Source organism: Sphaerochaeta sp. PS (genome assembly GCF_032144095.1).
Taxonomy (GTDB): Bacteria; Spirochaetota; Spirochaetia; order Sphaerochaetales; family Sphaerochaetaceae; genus Sphaerochaeta.
Window position 1 is genome coordinate 52,849 of sequence record NZ_JAVSNJ010000007.1, and the last position, 16,923, is coordinate 69,771.

Consider the following 16,923-nt stretch of genomic DNA (forward strand, 5'->3'; position numbering starts at 1 on the left):
GCGTGGAACAAGAGCAAACTCTTCTTCCCTCTTCTTGCCATGCCTCCCCAGGAGGATCAGATGCTTACACAGGTTGTAAAGCGAGATGGGCAGGTAGTATTCTGCGATGGACAGAAGATTACCATTGCAATCGAAAAGGCAGCAAAGGCTGCAAACGTCCAGGTAGATGCACAAAACCTTGCAAACAAGGTATTGCAGAACCTTGGATCCCTTCAGCAGGAACAGGTCGATGTGGAGACAATCCAGGACCAGGTTGAAGAGGTCCTTATGGCCAATGGATCGGCTTCCGTCGCCAAGGCCTACATCCTCTATAGAGAGCAGAGAAGGAAGATCCGGGAAGGGAGGGTGCTTGTCGATGCGACCACCAAGCTTTTCAAGTCCTACCTCGATGACAAGGATTGGCTCATCCAGGAAAATGCAAACACCAGGAAAAGCGTAAACGGCATGAACAACTATATCCGTGAGAGCTTTACAAAGCAGTACTGGCTCCATGAGATCTATCCGCAGCAGATCCGCGATGCCCATCTCAGTGGGGCCCTGCACATCCATGACCTGGGGTTCTTCGGACCCTACTGCTGTGGATGGGACCTACGGCAGCTCCTGACCATGGGCTTCGGTGGGGTTGAGGGAAAGGTGTCCTCAAAGCCTGCCAAGCACCTGCGATCCTTTCTTGGCCAGATAGTCAACGCAACCTTCACGACCCAGGGTGAGAGTGCGGGTGCCCAGGCATGGTCATCCATCGATACCTACTGTGCTCCCTTCATACGCTATGACAAGCTTACCTTCAAGGAGGTGAAGCAGGCTATCCAGGAGTTTGTCTTCAACCTCAATGTTCCAACCCGTGTAGGGTTCCAGTGCCCGTTCTCCAACCTTACCTTTGACCTGAAGGTGCCCAAGACGCTTGCGGAGCAGAGCGTCCTTATCGGTGGTGAGTGCAAGGACGAGACCTACTCTGAATTTCAGGCTGAGATGGACATCTTCAACCTTGCATTCTGCCAGGTGATGTGTGAAGGTGATGCCTCGGGCCGTGTCTTTACCTTCCCCATCCCCACCATCAACATCACCAAGGAGTTTGACTGGGAGAGCGAGGTATCCGACGCCATCATGGAGATGACATGCAAGTATGGCATCCCCTACTTCTCCAACTACATCAACAGTGACCTCTCCCCTGAGGATGCCCTATCCATGTGCTGTCGTCTCCGTCTCGACACCTCGGAGCTCCGTAAGCGTGGTGGAGGACTGTTTGGTTCCAACCCCCTTACCGGATCGGTAGGTGTGGTGACCATCAACCTGCCCCGGCTTGCCTATGAGAGTGCGAATGAGGAGGTCTTCCGGACCAATCTGGTTGAGTTTGCCAACCTTGCAAAGGAGAGCCTGGAAACCAAACGAAAGGTCATCGAGCATGAGACTGCCAGGGGGATGTACCCGTTCAGCCGGCGCAATCTTGAGGCGGTGTATGAACGCGAGGGAGCCTGGTGGGCAAACCACTTCAGCACCATCGGCATCGTTGGGATGGAAGAGGCAGCACTCAACCTTCTGGGAGAAGAGGGCAGCCTTGTCACCGACGAAGGGCAGGCCTTCGCCCTAAGGACCCTCACCCTTCTCCGATCCACCATACAGTCGTTCCAGGAGGAGACCAAGCACTACTACAATCTGGAGGCTACCCCGGCAGAGGGGACAAGCTATCGTCTGGCCAAGCTCGATAGGGAGCACTACCCTGCCATCATCACAGCTGGTGTCGATGTTCCCTACTACACAAACTCCTCCCAGCTGCCGGTTGGCTATACCGATGACATGTTCGAGACCTTGGACAAGCAGGATGAGCTGCAGTGCCAGTATACCGGGGGAACGGTCCTCCACCTCTATGTGGGGGAGAGGATTGTCGATACAGAGGTAGCAAAAAGGCTTATCAGGACCATCTTCACCAAATACAAGCTACCCTATGTATCGTTGACCCCCACCTTCTCGACCTGTGAGGAGCATGGGTATCTGGTAGGGGAACAGCCGGTCTGTCCTCACTGTCACAAGGAGACAGAGGTATGGACCCGTGTAGTCGGTTACCTCCGCCCTGTCAAGGATTTCCACCAGGGGAAGAAAGAGGAGTACAGGCAGAGAAAGCTCTATAAGGTCTCAGGTGCATGAACCTGGGAGGAATAGCAAAGACGACGCTCCTGGATTTTCCAGGGCGTCTTGCCTGTGTACTGTTTACCCAGGGGTGCACCTATGACTGCTTCTACTGCCACAACCGTGAACTCATAGGCTTTGGTGAGGGCCCTGTCCTGTTTTCTGAAGCCCTCTCATTTCTGGAAAAGCGGGTAGGGCTTTTGGAGGGGGTGGTGTTCAGCGGTGGGGAACCCACCTTGCAGAAAGATCTCATATCCTCCATCCAAATGGTTCATGCATTGGGTTTTGCGATAAAGCTGGATACTAACGGTTGCTCCCCTTCGCTACTTGCCACACTGCTCGACCTCGACCTGCTCTCCTATGTGGCCCTGGATGTGAAGGCACCCTCTGTTCGCTATAGGGAGATCTGCGGCCAGCATGCCGACCCTGATACGGTGCGGCAGAGCCTCTCCCTGCTCGCCAGGAAAAAGGAAGACTTTCCTTCCTTCATGTATGAGGTGAGGACCACCCTTGCCCCCACTATAGGCAAGGAGGACCTCATCTCAATTGCACAGGCGATGCCAGTTGTTCCCTTGTGGAGGATCAACAGCTATAGGAAGCCTCCCCTGTATAAGGAGGAGGATGCGTTTCGAATCCATGCAGGGCAACCCCTACAGGCAGAGGTTGACTCCTGGAAACAGGAGCTGAAGCTCTTGCAGCCAAATCTTATCCTGTAAACCCAAACATTTTTCCACCCCACCTTTTCGCATTGTATTCGGGAAGGTGGGGTCCTTTTGTCTGAAGGTGGGTTTGCATCCTTAAGCGACACCATGTCACAAAAAATACTGAAAATAGCTAACTAATAGTCGAGCTGCGACCAAATATGCCAAATAACGACCAAATATGCCAAGCTGGTTGTTTTGATCGTCTTCTTGGTATAAGCAGGTAGAGGAATATTGTATTGAAGGTAAAAAACTCTCGATCAAAGGGAAAATGGTTGGAGCAGTGGATTCTCTTGCACACTTTCATCTTTAGTAGTATTTCTCATCCATAATTCTCCTTTCTGTTCTTTTGTCCTACGTTTCTACCTTCTCTATCCTTCGTCTTTCTCATGTTTGTATAGCTCAGGGGATATTGTAGGTGGTAGTAATGCGTATAAGAGTTCGTTCCTTGTTGTGCACCGGGTTGTTGCTACTTCTGTCCATGGCGTATGCCTTCGCTTCGGCTTCTATCTTGAAGGTGCAGATCAGCCCAGTGACAGCGTCAATACAGAAGATTCGTTTCCAGACGGGAACAATACCAGACAAGGGTTGGAAAAGTATCCCCTCTTCAGGTTCCTTGCTCCAGCTGGAGGACTTTGATGGTGAAACGGAGTTCCTGTTTGTGCAGCAAGCCGAAACTGAGGGAGCGTGGGGAGATCTCTATGCCTACCAGTACGACAATACCAAGAAAGCCTGGTCACTTGTTGCCTTTCCGCCGAAAGGTCCTGTCAGGTTCCACATCAAGGCCTCCAGTGGCCCAGTTCAGATGCTCAGGTACCAACACGGAAGCGAACCAGGTAGATCCTGGGTTGTATCGGACGATCCTGCTTCAGCTTTGCTGATAGAGGAGTTTGACAGTGCCAACGAATTCCTGTTTGTGCAGCAAACAGAGAACAACGATGACTGGGGTACTATGTTCACCTATCAGTATGACTATCTCCAAAAGAGCTGGTCACTCTATACCCCCAAGCCGGAGTCCAGGCACCCTAGCAACCAATCCTTTGATGTGAAGGCCTATGGCCTGGTTCCTTCTGGCTGCAGCAGTGATTTCTATTCCTATCTGTTGGGTGGAGCCTTCCAGGCAAACATCTCCTTGGGAAAACTGCTTGGCTATACCTCCCTTACATTCAGCAAGGGTCCTCCCAAAAGCGATTGGGTCAAATCACAACAGGCGCTTGGTATGGCCGTTGGAATTGGCTATCCTCTTCCCCTATCAGAAAAGGTAGGGCTCATCCCGGAACTTGGCTATGGTGTCATCTTCCACTTTTTGGATGCCGATTCCGACAAGGATGGGACCTATGGCTTTGAGTTCTTCGTTGACCAGCAAATCCGTCTTGCCCTCTACATTACCTATGAAATGAGTCAACGCTATACGCTGTTCATCGCTCCCTTGGGGGTGTTGTTCTTTGAGAAGTCCGATTTTGGGCTGATGTACGGATGTCAGGCTGGCCTCCGAATTACTCTATAGGTGGATGGTATGAAAAACATGAACAGACATATTTCAGCGTTGCTTGTTGTGCTTGCCTGTATGCTCCTCCTTTTTGTCGGTTGTAGCGACATGATGGAGAAAATGGGTGAGATTGTTTTGCAGGTTGAGTTTGAAAATGTTGGAGTAGATGTAGCAACCTATGCAATTAGTGGGACGCTTGCCGGAAGCAGATCAACCATTTTGCTGGAAAACCTTACGGAAACAACGATAAAGATTTCAGACCTTACTCCAGGTACCTGGGTTCTTACTGTCACTGCTTTTGATGGAGATAAAACTCAAATTGGCACAGGCTCCAAGGAAGTCCTCCTTTCAGTTGGTAAGTTAGTAGAACAGACCATTCTTGTGGTTTTTGGACAATCAACTCCTAATACCCTCAGCCCAGTAGCTCCAACTCGGTTTGACAATAAGGGCAGTGTTACAGGTACAACTACTGCAATGGAATATAAGCCTGCCTCTGAAGATACCTACACAGTTTGCACCGAAGGTGAAATTGCCCTCGTTCCCGGGAACTATGATTTCAGATTGGCAGCAGGGAAAGGCCTGGAGGCAGGCCCTGCATTGCTAGTAACCGTACCTCCTTATTCACCCATAGTACTGACCATCACTGATCCAATTCTTACAACCACAAAACAGTATGACAAATCAACAACTGCCGTAATACTATCCCCTGGAGGTCTTACTAACGTATCTCCTAGTGATAGTGTAACTATCACTGCTGTCGCTTCCTATGAGAGTGAGAGCTCTGGTACAGGTAAAACCATTACCGTTGTGTACTCGATAACCGGTAACGGTAGCGAAAACTATACCAAGCCTGTTGATTACCATACTACAGGCGTGATTACCAAGAAAGAACTCACCGTATCGGGAACAGCCATTGCTACTAGCAAGGTCTATGATGGCTTGAAAGCGGTACTAGTAACCCATCCTGGTGACCTAAGTACGGGGCTTGAAGGGGATGCTGTGACACTTAGTAGTGTAACGGCACTATGTGCTAATCCCAATGCAGGAAGTGACAAGGCTGTTACCATCCAATACTTCCTAGATGGAGACGATGCCGCGAATTATCAGGTCCTTGATGATACGAGCAAAAAGACTTCGATCAGCAAGGCAACCCTAATTGCAACGTTGGAGGACTACTCCAAGACCTATGGTGATGCAAACCCCCTCTTCGATGTTGCTGTAACGGGCTTCGTCAATGGTGAGACAGCCCTGACTGCCAGTGGCTATGGAGCGCCTACAGCCTCCCATAGCACCACAACCTCAACAGGAGTAGGCAGTTATCCCATCACCATAACAGGTGGAAGCGCAACCAACTACAGCTTCGTTACCAGTGATACGAAAACCCTTACTGTCGCGAAGAGGCCCCTTTCTGTTACTCCGATATTTAATGGCAAGACCTATGACGGAACTACTGCAGGCTCTGGATCTTTCATGGTTAGTAATAAAGTTGGTTCAGATGATGTCAAGGTACATGGTACCTTCACCTTTGTCGATGCAAAGGCTGGTACTATCAAGGATGTTTCAGTTACAGGAATGGCACTTTCCGGTGCCCATGCAGGAAACTATTCGCTTGGAACTACGACAGTATCAGGTAGGGTTACGATCTATAAGGCAACCCTTACTGCAACGTTGGGAACCTATGTGAAGACCTATGGTGATGCAAACCCCAACTTTGATGTTGCTGTAACGGGCTTCGTCAATGGTGAGACAGCCCTGACTGCCAGTGGATATGGAGCGCCTACAGCCTCCCATAGCATCACAACCTCAACTGAGGTAGGACAGTATTATATCAACATAGCAGGAGGAAGTGCCGATAATTACAGTTTCAATACAACTGATACGGGAACCCTATCTATTCAGAAAAAAATCCTAACTGTTTCGTGTGTAGCAAATAACAAAATCTACGATGGAACAACTGCTGGCACAGGTAGCATCGCTGCTAATGGAGTAGTCTCTGGAGATGTTATCAGTGTCACTGGCACCTTTACCTTCGAAGATGCAAACGCCACCTATTCAGATCCTATCAGGGTGACTGGAATAACGCTTTCTGGTGATAGGAGTGCCAACTACATGGTCCAATCACTGATTCAGACCTATGCCACGATCAGCAAGGCAACCCTAATTGCAACGTTGGACGACTACTCCAAGACCTATGGTGATGCAAACCCCAACTTTGATGTTGCTGTAACGGGCTTCGTCAATGGTGAGACAGCCCTGACTGCCAGTGGATATGGAGCGCCTACAGTCTCCCATAGCATCACAACCTCAACAGGAGTAGGTAGGTATCCCATCACCATAACAGGTGGAAGCGCAACCAACTACAGCTTCGTTACCAGTGATACGGGAACCCTTACGGTCGCGAAGAGGCCCCTTTCTGTTACTCCGATATTTAATGGCAAGATCTATGATGGAACTACCGCAGGCTCTGGATCTTTCATGGTTAGTAATAAAGTTGGTTCAGATGATGTCGATGTACATGGTACCTTCACCTTTGCCGATGCAAATGCTGGTATAAGCAAAGCTGTTTCAGTCACAGGAATGGTACTTTCCGGTGCCAAGGCAGGCAACTACTCGCTTACAACAACGACTGCATCGAGTAGTGTTACGATCTATAAGGCCAATATGGGAGGGAGTATTTCCATTATAGGGAATGCAACAGTTGGCAATGTCCTGACCTCTGTTCCTAGCCTTACCAATTCAGGGACTCCAACCTATCAGTGGAAACGTGGAGGGGCTGCAATAAGTGGAGCCTCAAGCTCAACCTATACTCTGGTGGAAGCAGATGTCGGATTTGCAATATCTATTACAGCAACCGCAGAAGGAACAAATTATACAGGCTCGATTACCAGCCCTGCTACATCAACTGTAATGCGCTCTGCTCCGGCGGCCCCAAGTGGATCTATCGTGGGGTATTACCCCAGTTCTCCATCGCATTCAACCATCGTAAACCTGACCGGTTTTGCGGTAAACACTACAGGCCTGGAAGCTTCCGTCGCCCTTACTGGTTCTTCCTACAGTGCATATGCACCAATAACGGTAGATGACCGAGGTAGGTCAAGAATCTATCTTGCAGGTAATGCAACATCCTCTTCAAGGGTAAGGATCAGGGTAGCAGCTGTCAGCGGAACTCTTGCAGGTGCTGATAGGGAGATCGCTGTAGGAAGCAAAGCTCTCGCAGTTGGAGATTACTATGGAGGGGGCGTTGTCGGGTATCTTTATAAAAGTGGAGATCCTGTTGCTATAGGAAAAGGCCTGATAGTGGCTGAAACCCATCAAGGTCCCATACGTTGGGGAATAGAGGGCACATACGTTGGCGTTGATGGATATGCAAACGACAAATTAGGTGCTGGAGCAACAAATACTGATACGATCATAACTGCTCTTTCAAGTGAAGTAAGCACCAGCTATGCTGCTGGCCTGGCTCGATCCTATAGGGGTGGCGGCTATAGCGACTGGTTCCTGCCGTCGAAGGGGGAGTCAACCATTTTATATGACAACCAAACTGCCATTGGTGGGTATCTTTATGCCTTGTACTGGAATTCTTCTGAATGTAATCAACCTGGGTACTCAGCCGTAGATAACGCATCAGGAACGGAATTCAGCTCTTCTGTGGGATCTAGTTTTGTGTATGGGAAAAACTACCAAGTTTTAATACGTGCTACAAGATATTTCTTTGATTAGGTGATCGGGGATAAGGCTTTGATGCCTTATCCCCTCTTCCATTCTCTCAGATCTTGAGCTCTATGATCTCTTCCCAGGGGGCATCGCTCTTGCCAAAGTGGCCGTAGTTTACCATCTTCTGGTAGATTGGCCTAAGCAGGGAGAAGGTGGTGATGATACCGAATGGGGAGAGGTCAAACTTCTCCCTGACCAGGTCCTCGAGCCTGCTGTCATCCACAACGCCTGTGCCGAAGGTATCGACATAGACTGAAATGGGGTATGGAACCCCGATAGCATAGGAGAACTGGACCTCACAGCGTTGGCAGAGATGGTTGGCAACCAGGTTCTTGGCCACAAAGCGTGCCATGTAGGCAGCTGAACGGTCAACCTTGGAGGGATCCTTCCCACTGAAGGCACCACCGCCATGGCGGCCCATTCCGCCGTAGGTATCCACAATGATCTTCCTTCCTGTAAGGCCGGTGTCACCGGCAGGGCCGCCAATGACAAACCTCCCGGTTGGGTTGATGTAGAACTTGGTCTCTGCAGTTAGCATGCCGCTCTGCTTGAGGACCGGGTTGATGACTTCCTTGGTGAGGAATGAGGCAACCTGCTCCCTTGTTGCACTCTCCCTGTGCTGGTGGCTTATGACAACCGAGTCGATACGGATGGGCTTGCCATCCTTGTAGACGACCGATACCTGGCTTTTTGAGTCAGGAAGCAGTAGTGGTGCCTTACCTGCCTTACGCAGTTCGCTTGCCTTCTGGAGCAATGCATGGGCCCACATGACAGGGGCAGGCATGAGAGAAACTGTCTCGTCACATGCATAGCCGAACATCATGCCCTGGTCTCCGGCCCCCTGTTGCCCATAGAGGCTTGAGGAAGCGGTCACTCCTAGGGAGATGTCCGTTGACTGGGTCTTGGTGAGGTTGGTCACCTTCAGTGTCTTGTAGTCAAAGCCGGTACCGGGCTCGGTATACCCGATTTCCTTAACGGTGGCCCGTACGATCGCTTCTATGTCTATTGTTGCATTGGTGGTGATCTCTCCGCCGACTATGACGGTGTCAGTGGTTACAAAGACTTCACAGGCAACCCTGCTGTACTGGTCCTGGCTAAGGCAGGCATCGAGCACTGCATCCGAAATCTGGTCACAGACCTTGTCAGGATGTCCTTCGCTTACCGATTCTGAGGTAAAAATATGTGTACCGTTTTCTAACATAAAACCCTTCCTTTAGAGACTGCGGAAGGGGGAACAAAGTGCAACATGATATGATGTTACGCTCCCCTTTTAGCAAGTTTCTTTATTGACGTCTGCAAGCCGGGAGGCTGTCAAATCGACGTCATTACCAGCCATACTATCAAAAAAGGGAAAACCTTACAAGGATAGTGGTTGCCCTGCAAAGAGAAGAGGTAATAATTTTCTCCCTATGAAGCAGATAAGGATAGGAACAGCATAAAACTGCAGAGAATTCTATTTACATAACAATAATTGTTATGTTATAAATATTGTTATGAACACTATACTCCTATCAGACGACAGGGACCTGAAGATTTTCATGCATCCTCTTAGGCAGAAGATGCTCAACCTCCTGGCCATAAAGGGCATGATGACAGCCAAGCAGGTAGCAGACACCCTTGCTATCACCAGCTCAAGTGCCAAGCATCATATCCTCAAGCTTGTTGAGCTTGGGGCAGTTGAAGTTGACCACACTGAACTGGTCCACGGGATTACGGCTATCTATTACAGGAGGACGGATGCTACCATCAGCATAGGGGTAGCGGAAGGAGGGGCAAAGGAAGCCGTGGCCCAGAACCTCCTGAAGGAGGTGCAGGAGGGGTTCTTCTCAAAGGCCAGCACTCTCGAAACTGTCCAAGGTTCTTTCATGGGTGACATGTTGACAGGCGTGGTGCATCTTACCCCTATCGAGAGTGAGGAACTTATCGCCTTGATCCGCTCCTATATTGCCGGTCATGAGCAGAAGAAAGAGGGTACCGTTCCATTTGTCTACTCGTTGGTTGCCTACCATGCCTAATTCCTATTCCATGAGAAATTATCTGGTTGTGCTCTTTCTGGGGTACCTCTCACTTGGGATCGCCATTCCCGCCATGAGCCTTATCATCGTGAGCAAGGGTTTTTCTCTGGCACTTTTGGGCACAGCTGTCCTCTGTTTTTCGACATCTGTCATGGTCTTTGAGGTTCCAAGCGGCATCTTCTGTGATGCCAGGGGAAGGCGACTCGGCTTTCAGATGGGATTGTTGTTCAATCTGGTGGGAAGCCTTTTGCTGTTTACCCAAAGCTTGGCACTGATCCTTTTGGGGTTTGCCTGCAATGGGGTAGGAAGGGCCTTCACTTCAGGCAGCCTTGATGCCCTCTTCATCGAGAACCATCTGAAGGCGGGAAGACCTCTCGAGGAAGTGATGCTCGCCATGGAAGTTATATCGGCCGTCGCCCTGGCCTTGGGATCCATAGTGGGGGGCTTTCTGCTTACCTTGGGAAAGAGTGGGCCCCATCTGGCTGACACCCTTCTCTTCTGTAGGATACTTCTGCTCTTCCTCTGTATGGTTTTGGTATCAGTTTTGATTCCCAAGGATCAATTTCAGAGGAAGGAAGAGCATCCCTCTTTTTTGAACAAGGCAAAACTGCTTTTCCAGTCCCTGCAAGGCAACAGGTTTGTGCAGGTGTATATGCTGTTTTCCTTGCTCCAGGGTTTTCAGCTCGCCTCACTGGAGAGCTATTGGCAACCATACCTGAAACTCTTGCTCTCATCTGATGGCAAGCTTTGGGTCTTGGGGCTGGTTGGAGGATCTGTCTTTGCAATTAGCATCGTAGGTTCCTTATTGGGAAAGGTTCTGATGCAAAAGGTGAGGCCTTCGGCCATCTTCCTGACTGTGATCACTTTTTCCTTATTGCTGGAACTGGTACTTGCAATTACCAGAACACCCATCCTGTTTGTGGCAGTGTATCTGGCTATCTACCTGGCCCTTGGTTGTGTTTCTGTTGTTGGAGGGTATCTGCTTAACCTGAGCCTGGAGGCCCAGGTACGCTCGTCAGTGTTGAGCCTCAGTTCGTTTGCTCTCCAAGGTGGAGGCCTATTCAGCAGCCTATTGGCTATTGTTGTCCTCACCCATGTATCCATCCCCATGTTCTGGCTGGTTGTATCCCTCCTTGGATTGACTCTGTTGGTTGTGCTGAAACGAAGGTTCCTACAGGCTGCGCCAGGTGCCTGTCTCCAGTAAGGCGCGTAGCCCTGCGGCCTGTTCCTTGCTGAACTGTGCCCCCCTTTGGGTGATGATCTGTCCGGCAAGGATGGATGCGATGGTCCCTGATTCTGCGATGGAATAGCCCTTGCACTGCCCATAGAGGAACCCGGCGGCATAGACGTCCCCGGCCCCTGTGGTGTCAACGGGGATAACAGGACCCTTTACCGGAACGGTAAAGATCTTTCCCTCGTGGGAGATGAAGGAGCCTTTCTTTCCATTCTTCACAATTGCAGTCCTGCAGAGCTTGCCCATCGATCGGCAACACTCATAGGGGTCGTAGTTGTCAAAGAGTATCCGGGCTTCCTCCCGGTTGGCAAATACGATGTCACAGTTCTCCTGGATTATCCTGAGGAACGTATCACGGTAACGGCCTACGGCGAAGGGGTCTGCAACATCGAAGGAGACGATGGTATGGTTTTCCTTGGCAATAGCCAAGGCTTTTGTTATGGCTTGTTGTTGGCTAAGGGTGTCCCACATGTACCCGGTGAAGTGGAAATAGTCGGCCTCGGCAAGACTTTCCTTGTTGATGTCAGCCTCTTCGTAGAGACGGTTCGCACCCAGGAAGGTATTCATGCTCCGCTCGCTGTCGGGGGTGATGAGGATTACCGTCGAGCCTGTGGGTTCCTTGTCCGTGATGGCAAGCTCATCATGGACATTGAGGGCCATCAGGGTCTGTGCGTATATCTTGCCGTTCTCATCGGCTCCTACCTTTCCTGCAAGGGTGGTCTCTATCCCCAGAGAAGCCAAGGCGATGATGGTGTTCGGACAGGACCCCCCACATGAGTAGGAGGTCTGTCGGGTTTTGCAGAGTAGAAGAAGTTCGGCCATCCTCTCCTTCTGTATGAGGGCCATGGTTCCCTTATGGATACCCAAGGAGAGGATGTCCGACTCCTCAACACTGACAATGATGTCAATGAGAGGGTTTCCTATCCCCAAAACCTTTTTTTCAATCTGTTTCATCTCCACATATTCTATCATCGATAGGTAATAGAGTTCAACAACGACCTTGCTAAATCAACAAGGTGCAGGTACCATGGTTTTTGGAGGATCATATGGCGTCATACAGGATAGAAGGTGGCATTCCGGCTTCAGGGGAAGTAAGTATAAGCGGCAACAAGAACGCCGCCCTGCCTTGCCTGGCCGCGACCCTACTCACCGACGATCTTGTACGGCTTTGCAACGTCCCTGACATAGAGGATGTACGGGTCATGTGCAAGCTTCTGGAGAACCTGGGGTCGACCATCACCAAAGTGGATGCCCATACCCTGGAGATTAGCAGCGGAAGCCGCACCGGCCTGCTCGGCAAGGATTCTGTGGAGGCTGTACGGGGGTCCATCCTCCTGCTCGGCCCCCTGTTGGCCATCAAGCAGGAAGTGAGCCTCGACCCTCCCGGAGGGGATGTCATCGGCCTCAGGAGGCTGGATACCCATTTCCTCGGACTCTCCTCCCTTGGTGCCTCCTGCCTCCTTGAACCTGATGGAAAACTTCACCTGAAGGCAAAGCATAGCCGCCTGAAGGGTGGCAGCATCTTTCTGGACGAAGCCTCGGTCACTGCAACGGAGAACGTCATCATGGCTGCATCCCTGGCAGAGGGGGAGAGCATCCTCAGCAATGCCGCATGTGAACCCCACGTGCAGGACCTGTGCACCATGCTAACAAAGATGGGTTGCAGGATAGAGGGGATCGGCTCGAACAGGCTCTTCATCAAAGGGGAAAAAAAGCTGCATGGCTGTGAATTTACCCTAGGAAGCGACTACATGGAGGTAGGTTCCTTCATAGGCCTAGCAGGTGCAACCGGAGGCCAGATCCTTATCAAGAAGGTGGAGCTTGAACATCTGAGGATGATCCGCCTCGGTTTTGAGCGCATAGGGGTGGAATTTATCCAGGATGGCCCGTCCTCCATTCTGGTACCCAGAAAGCAGAAGAGGGTCCTCTACAAGGAAGTTGGCGGGCACACAGGCAAGGTCGATGATGCGCCTTGGCCAGGGTTTCCTGCCGACCTGTTGAGCATCATCACCGTATGTGCAACCCAGATGGAAGGTTCGATCCTTGTACATGAGAAGATGTACGAGTCGAGGATGTATTTTGTTGACTGGCTCATCCGCATGGGGGCAGACATCATTTTGTGTGATCCCCATCGGGCAGTGGTCAACGGCCCCTCCCAACTCTATGGGTCGGTGGTTACCAGCCCCGATGTCCGGGCAGGTATGGCCCTGGTAATTGCGGCCCTCTGTGCAGAGGGGACTTCGACCATAGAGAACATCTACCAGATCGAACGAGGCTATGAGCGGCTTTCGGAGAAGCTTTTCTCCCTTGGCCTTGCCATTGAGCGAATCTCCTAACTCCATATTTTCCCTAGAGTTCAAAGCTCTATCCACAGGGTTATCCCAAAGTTGTCCACAGGTTATCCACAAGCAGTTCAAACCCTAGTGATGAGGTAAGGAATAGGTGGTATACACCCTAGGTTGGCACGGTTTATTCTGACTTTCCTTGAAGGAGTGACAAGTAATTCCTTTATAACAAATTGCTTACAATCTATTGGCATGATTCCCATCTAATTCTTATATAGGAAAAGTACTGTTTCCATTAGTCTCCATACCCCTCATTTCTACAAGTTCCTAGCAAGTTATCAACAGGTTATCCACAAGCAGTCCTTTTTCATTGCCTATATGATAACTCACGTTGTGGCGAGAGTTATCCCCTCCTTTTCACGTGAAAATATACGTAACCCTTCTGGTAGGAAAACTTCAGGGGTCCCTCCTTTCTTCTTCTCTGGAAGGAGAGCCGAAACGGTGGGGAACCTCTGCTGTTTTTCTTTTGCTCCCTTTTGAATAGTATGGGCTAGAGACAGTATTTTTGGAAAAGGTGTTGACAGAACGGAGGGCGAAGGGTATAAAAGAAGAAGAGTTAGGCACACCTAACACGGAGGACCCTTATGCCACTATCCATGCTTCAGGTCGGAGAGAAGAGAACCATTGTTTCCCTTAATGGTGAAGATGCCATGAAACGGCATCTGCTCGACTTGGGTTTTGTGTTCGGAGAACAGGTGGAAGTAATCGGCAAGAATAGCAACGGCCTCATCCTCACGCTGAAAGGCGTACGGCTTGCCCTTAACCAGGGGCTTGCCCACAGAATCAATGTAGCATAAAGCCATTAGAGATACGAGGAGAAACAAAGATGACACTAGGGGATTTACGACCTGGCGAGAAGGCCAAGGTTGTCTCGATAGGCACGACCGGAGCTATGCGACAGAGGATTTTGGACATGGGGGTCACTCCAAATGTGCAGGTGCAGCTCATCAAGATAGCACCACTGGGCGATCCTGTAGAGATTACGGTTCGAGGGTATCAGTTGAGCCTTCGCAAGAGTGAAGCATCACTGATAGTAGTCGAGAAGTAATTTTTTTTGTACTGACAGTTAGTCAGTACTAACATATAGGAGACCTAAATGCCGTATACCATAGCATTGGCCGGAAACCCCAACTCCGGCAAAACCACTGTTTTCAACACCCTGACTGGATCCCGCCAACATGTAGGAAACTGGCCTGGGGTAACTGTTGACAAAAAAGAGGGTGTCTACCGCAAGGACAGGCAGATGAACATCGTCGACCTTCCTGGTACCTACTCACTCTCCCCGTATAGCGCGGAAGAGGTCATAGCCCATGACTTCATAGTCAAGCAGAGACCAGACTGTGTCATTGACATCATCGATGGCACCTCGCTTGAGCGCAACCTCTATCTAGCGCTTCAGATCATGGAGACTGGGGTTCCCACCGTCCTGGGGATCAACATGATGGATGAGGTTGCCCTACGCAATGACCATATTGATTTCAAGCGACTGGAAGCTGAATTTGGCGTCGAGGTTGTCCCCTTGGAGGCTCGTTCAGGAAAGGGGATCGATGCCCTGATGGAAGCTGTCAAGCGCACCATTGAAGGTAACCGTCTTCCCAAAAGGCTTGCTGTCTATGATCTGGCAACCAAGGTTGATGAAGACACCCTCGCCGACAAGCGCTACAGCTGTATCACAGAAGTTGTGCAGGCAAGTGTCAGGCACGGCTCGAAGACAGGTCCTGCCCATATAAGCATCACCGACAGGATCGATAGGGTCCTGACCCATAAGATCTGGGCCCTTCCTGCCTTCGCCTTCATCATGTACTTTATGTTTGCGGCCACATTCAGTGAGAATTTCCTGTTTGTCAAGGGCCTTCCGAGCCCCGGTATCGCCCTTGCCTCCTTGGTGGAGACCCTTTGGGGTTCCCTTACCGATGTAGTCTCAACACTTCTCTCAAGCGCGGGAGCCGCAGATTGGGCCTATAGCCTGATAATCTCCGGTATCATGGAGGGTCTGGGTGCGGTGTTGGGTTTCCTTCCCCTTATCCTGGTCCTCTATGTCCTGATGAGCTTTTTGGAAGATAGTGGCTATATGGCTCGTGTGGCCTTTGTCATGGACCGACTGTTCCGTAAGTTTGGGCTCTCTGGCCGTTCCTTCATCCCACTCCTTATGGGGTTCGGTTGTTCGGTACCGGCTATCATGGCAACCCGTACCCTCGATAATGAGAAGGACCGCAGGATCACGACTCTGCTCTGTGGCTTCATGCCCTGTGGCGCCAAACTGACCATCTTCATCATGTTTGTCTCGACATTCTTCAGCTCAGGCAACAAGACGTTGGTGCTCTTCTTCATCTACATGTTGAGCTTGTCTGTCTCCGTTGTCGTATCGCTGCTTATCAACAAGATTGCCTATAAGGGTGAAACCTCCAACTTCCTTATGGAGCTCCCCCAGTATAGGCTCCCGACCCTCCGCAGTGTGGGTATCCATGGCTATGAGAAGGTCAAGGGCTTCATCCAGAAGGCTGGTACCGTCATCCTGGCCGCCACCATCCTTATCTGGGCCCTCTCCAACTTCAACTTCTCATCGTTCAATGGAAATAACCAGAGGCAGTACGGTACCCCCCTGGCCCCGATCGAGAGTTCATTCTTGGCTTCTGTCGGTAAGGCTGTGGCCCCAATCTTCATTCCCGCTGGCTTTGGCGAATGGAGACCTACGGTGGGAATCGCCACAGGATGGATCGCCAAGGAGATGGTTGTGGTGACCTTGGCACAGCTCTATGCCGAGGATATCAATGAAACGTACCTTGCCCAGTATTTTGCAGATGCATCGCCAGACGAGCTTAGCGAATACGGGTTCGAGGATGGCATCTATGACAGTGAGGCTGCCTCTGACATCTACACCGAGGCTGTACTCATGACTGGCGGGGATGCACATGGCTTGCCTACCCTCAAGGAGGACATCCCTACCCGTCAGGCAGCCTTGGCCTATATGGCCTTCAACCTACTCTGCATGCCCTGTTTTGCTGCAGTAGGGGCCATGAGGCGGGAACTGAAGAGTTGGAGACGTACGTTTGGGCAGGTGGGAATCCAGATGCTGACAGCGTATATTGTAGCGGTAGCGATACATATGTTGGGCAATTTGCTCTTCTAGGGAGGCTCTATGATCAATTATGTGATAGCGGCGTCGGTCCTCGTGTTCTTGTTCTTCTTTACCAAAAGAAGGATCCGTGAAGCCAGGAGACGGCATATGCTTAAAGAAGGGTTTTCATGCACTGGGGACTGTTCCAGTTGTGGCAGTTCCTCCTGTCACTAGAGTATGATG

General features: G+C 50.6%; 13 protein-coding genes. 11 read left to right on the plus strand and 2 right to left on the minus strand.

All coding sequences use genetic code 11. The features are described 5' to 3' along the window. The first annotated feature begins 60 nt into the window (after positions 1-60). From ROJ03_RS08015 to ROJ03_RS08030, 4 genes are all read left to right on the plus strand, one after another. Entirely contained in the window at positions 61-2,142 is a 2,082-nt protein-coding gene (locus ROJ03_RS08015; protein WP_313726497.1) for a ribonucleoside triphosphate reductase, read from the plus strand. Then, complete coding sequence (locus ROJ03_RS08020) at positions 2,139-2,840, plus strand: anaerobic ribonucleoside-triphosphate reductase activating protein (RefSeq protein ID WP_313726498.1); 702 nt, start codon at positions 2,139-2,141, stop codon at positions 2,838-2,840. The genes ROJ03_RS08015 and ROJ03_RS08020 overlap by 4 nt, the downstream gene beginning before the upstream one ends. Before the next feature lie 412 nt (positions 2,841-3,252). Then, complete coding sequence (locus ROJ03_RS08025; protein WP_313726499.1) at positions 3,253-4,332, plus strand: hypothetical protein; 1,080 nt, start codon at positions 3,253-3,255, stop codon at positions 4,330-4,332. A gap of 9 nt (positions 4,333-4,341) precedes the next feature. After that, positions 4,342-8,034, plus strand: a complete 3,693-nt coding sequence (locus tag ROJ03_RS08030) for a YDG domain-containing protein (protein WP_313726500.1) — start codon at positions 4,342-4,344, stop codon at positions 8,032-8,034. Between the two features lie 46 nt (positions 8,035-8,080). On the opposite strand, the gene metK is transcribed toward ROJ03_RS08030, so the two are convergent. Then, positions 8,081-9,229 (minus strand): methionine adenosyltransferase, encoded by a 1,149-nt coding sequence (gene metK, locus ROJ03_RS08035; protein ID WP_313726501.1) that lies wholly within the window; start codon positions 9,227-9,229, stop codon positions 8,081-8,083. 292 nt (positions 9,230-9,521) lie between these two features. On the opposite strand from metK, the gene ROJ03_RS08040 reads away from it, so the two are divergent. Continuing rightward, positions 9,522-10,043, plus strand: coding sequence for a helix-turn-helix domain-containing protein (locus ROJ03_RS08040; protein WP_313726502.1), 522 nt, complete (start codon positions 9,522-9,524; stop codon positions 10,041-10,043). A gap of 10 nt (positions 10,044-10,053) precedes the next feature. Continuing rightward, positions 10,054-11,247 carry an MFS transporter gene (locus ROJ03_RS08045; protein WP_313726503.1) on the plus strand — a complete coding sequence of 398 codons (1,194 nt, stop codon included), beginning with the start codon at positions 10,054-10,056 and terminating at the stop codon, positions 11,245-11,247. On the opposite strand, the gene ROJ03_RS08050 is transcribed toward ROJ03_RS08045, so the two are convergent. Continuing rightward, on the minus strand, positions 11,215-12,231 hold the full coding sequence (locus ROJ03_RS08050; RefSeq protein WP_313726504.1) for an adenosine kinase: 1,017 nt from the start codon (positions 12,229-12,231) through the stop codon (positions 11,215-11,217). The two genes, ROJ03_RS08045 and ROJ03_RS08050, sit on opposite strands and share 33 nt — an antisense overlap. A gap of 92 nt (positions 12,232-12,323) precedes the next feature. Between ROJ03_RS08050 and murA the strand changes: the two genes are divergently transcribed. The 5 genes from murA to ROJ03_RS13050 all read left to right on the plus strand — a co-directional run bounded on the left by murA (position 12,324) and on the right by ROJ03_RS13050 (position 16,914). Further along, positions 12,324-13,613 (plus strand): UDP-N-acetylglucosamine 1-carboxyvinyltransferase, encoded by a 1,290-nt coding sequence (gene murA / locus ROJ03_RS08055; RefSeq protein WP_313726505.1) that lies wholly within the window; start codon positions 12,324-12,326, stop codon positions 13,611-13,613. A gap of 593 nt (positions 13,614-14,206) precedes the next feature. Further along, positions 14,207-14,419 (plus strand): FeoA family protein, encoded by a 213-nt coding sequence (locus tag ROJ03_RS08060; RefSeq protein WP_313726506.1) that lies wholly within the window; start codon positions 14,207-14,209, stop codon positions 14,417-14,419. A 29-nt stretch (positions 14,420-14,448) separates the two neighbouring features. Beyond that, a complete protein-coding gene (locus ROJ03_RS08065) occupies positions 14,449-14,670 on the plus strand; it encodes a ferrous iron transport protein A (protein ID WP_313726507.1) in 222 nt (73 codons plus the stop codon). Positions 14,671-14,718: 48 nt separating this feature from the next. Further along, on the plus strand, positions 14,719-16,752 hold the full coding sequence (gene feoB / locus ROJ03_RS08070; protein ID WP_313726508.1) for a ferrous iron transport protein B: 2,034 nt from the start codon (positions 14,719-14,721) through the stop codon (positions 16,750-16,752). Between the two features lie 9 nt (positions 16,753-16,761). Further along, positions 16,762-16,914, plus strand: coding sequence for a FeoB-associated Cys-rich membrane protein (locus tag ROJ03_RS13050; protein ID WP_409530492.1), 153 nt, complete (start codon positions 16,762-16,764; stop codon positions 16,912-16,914). Positions 16,915-16,923 lie beyond the last annotated feature (9 nt).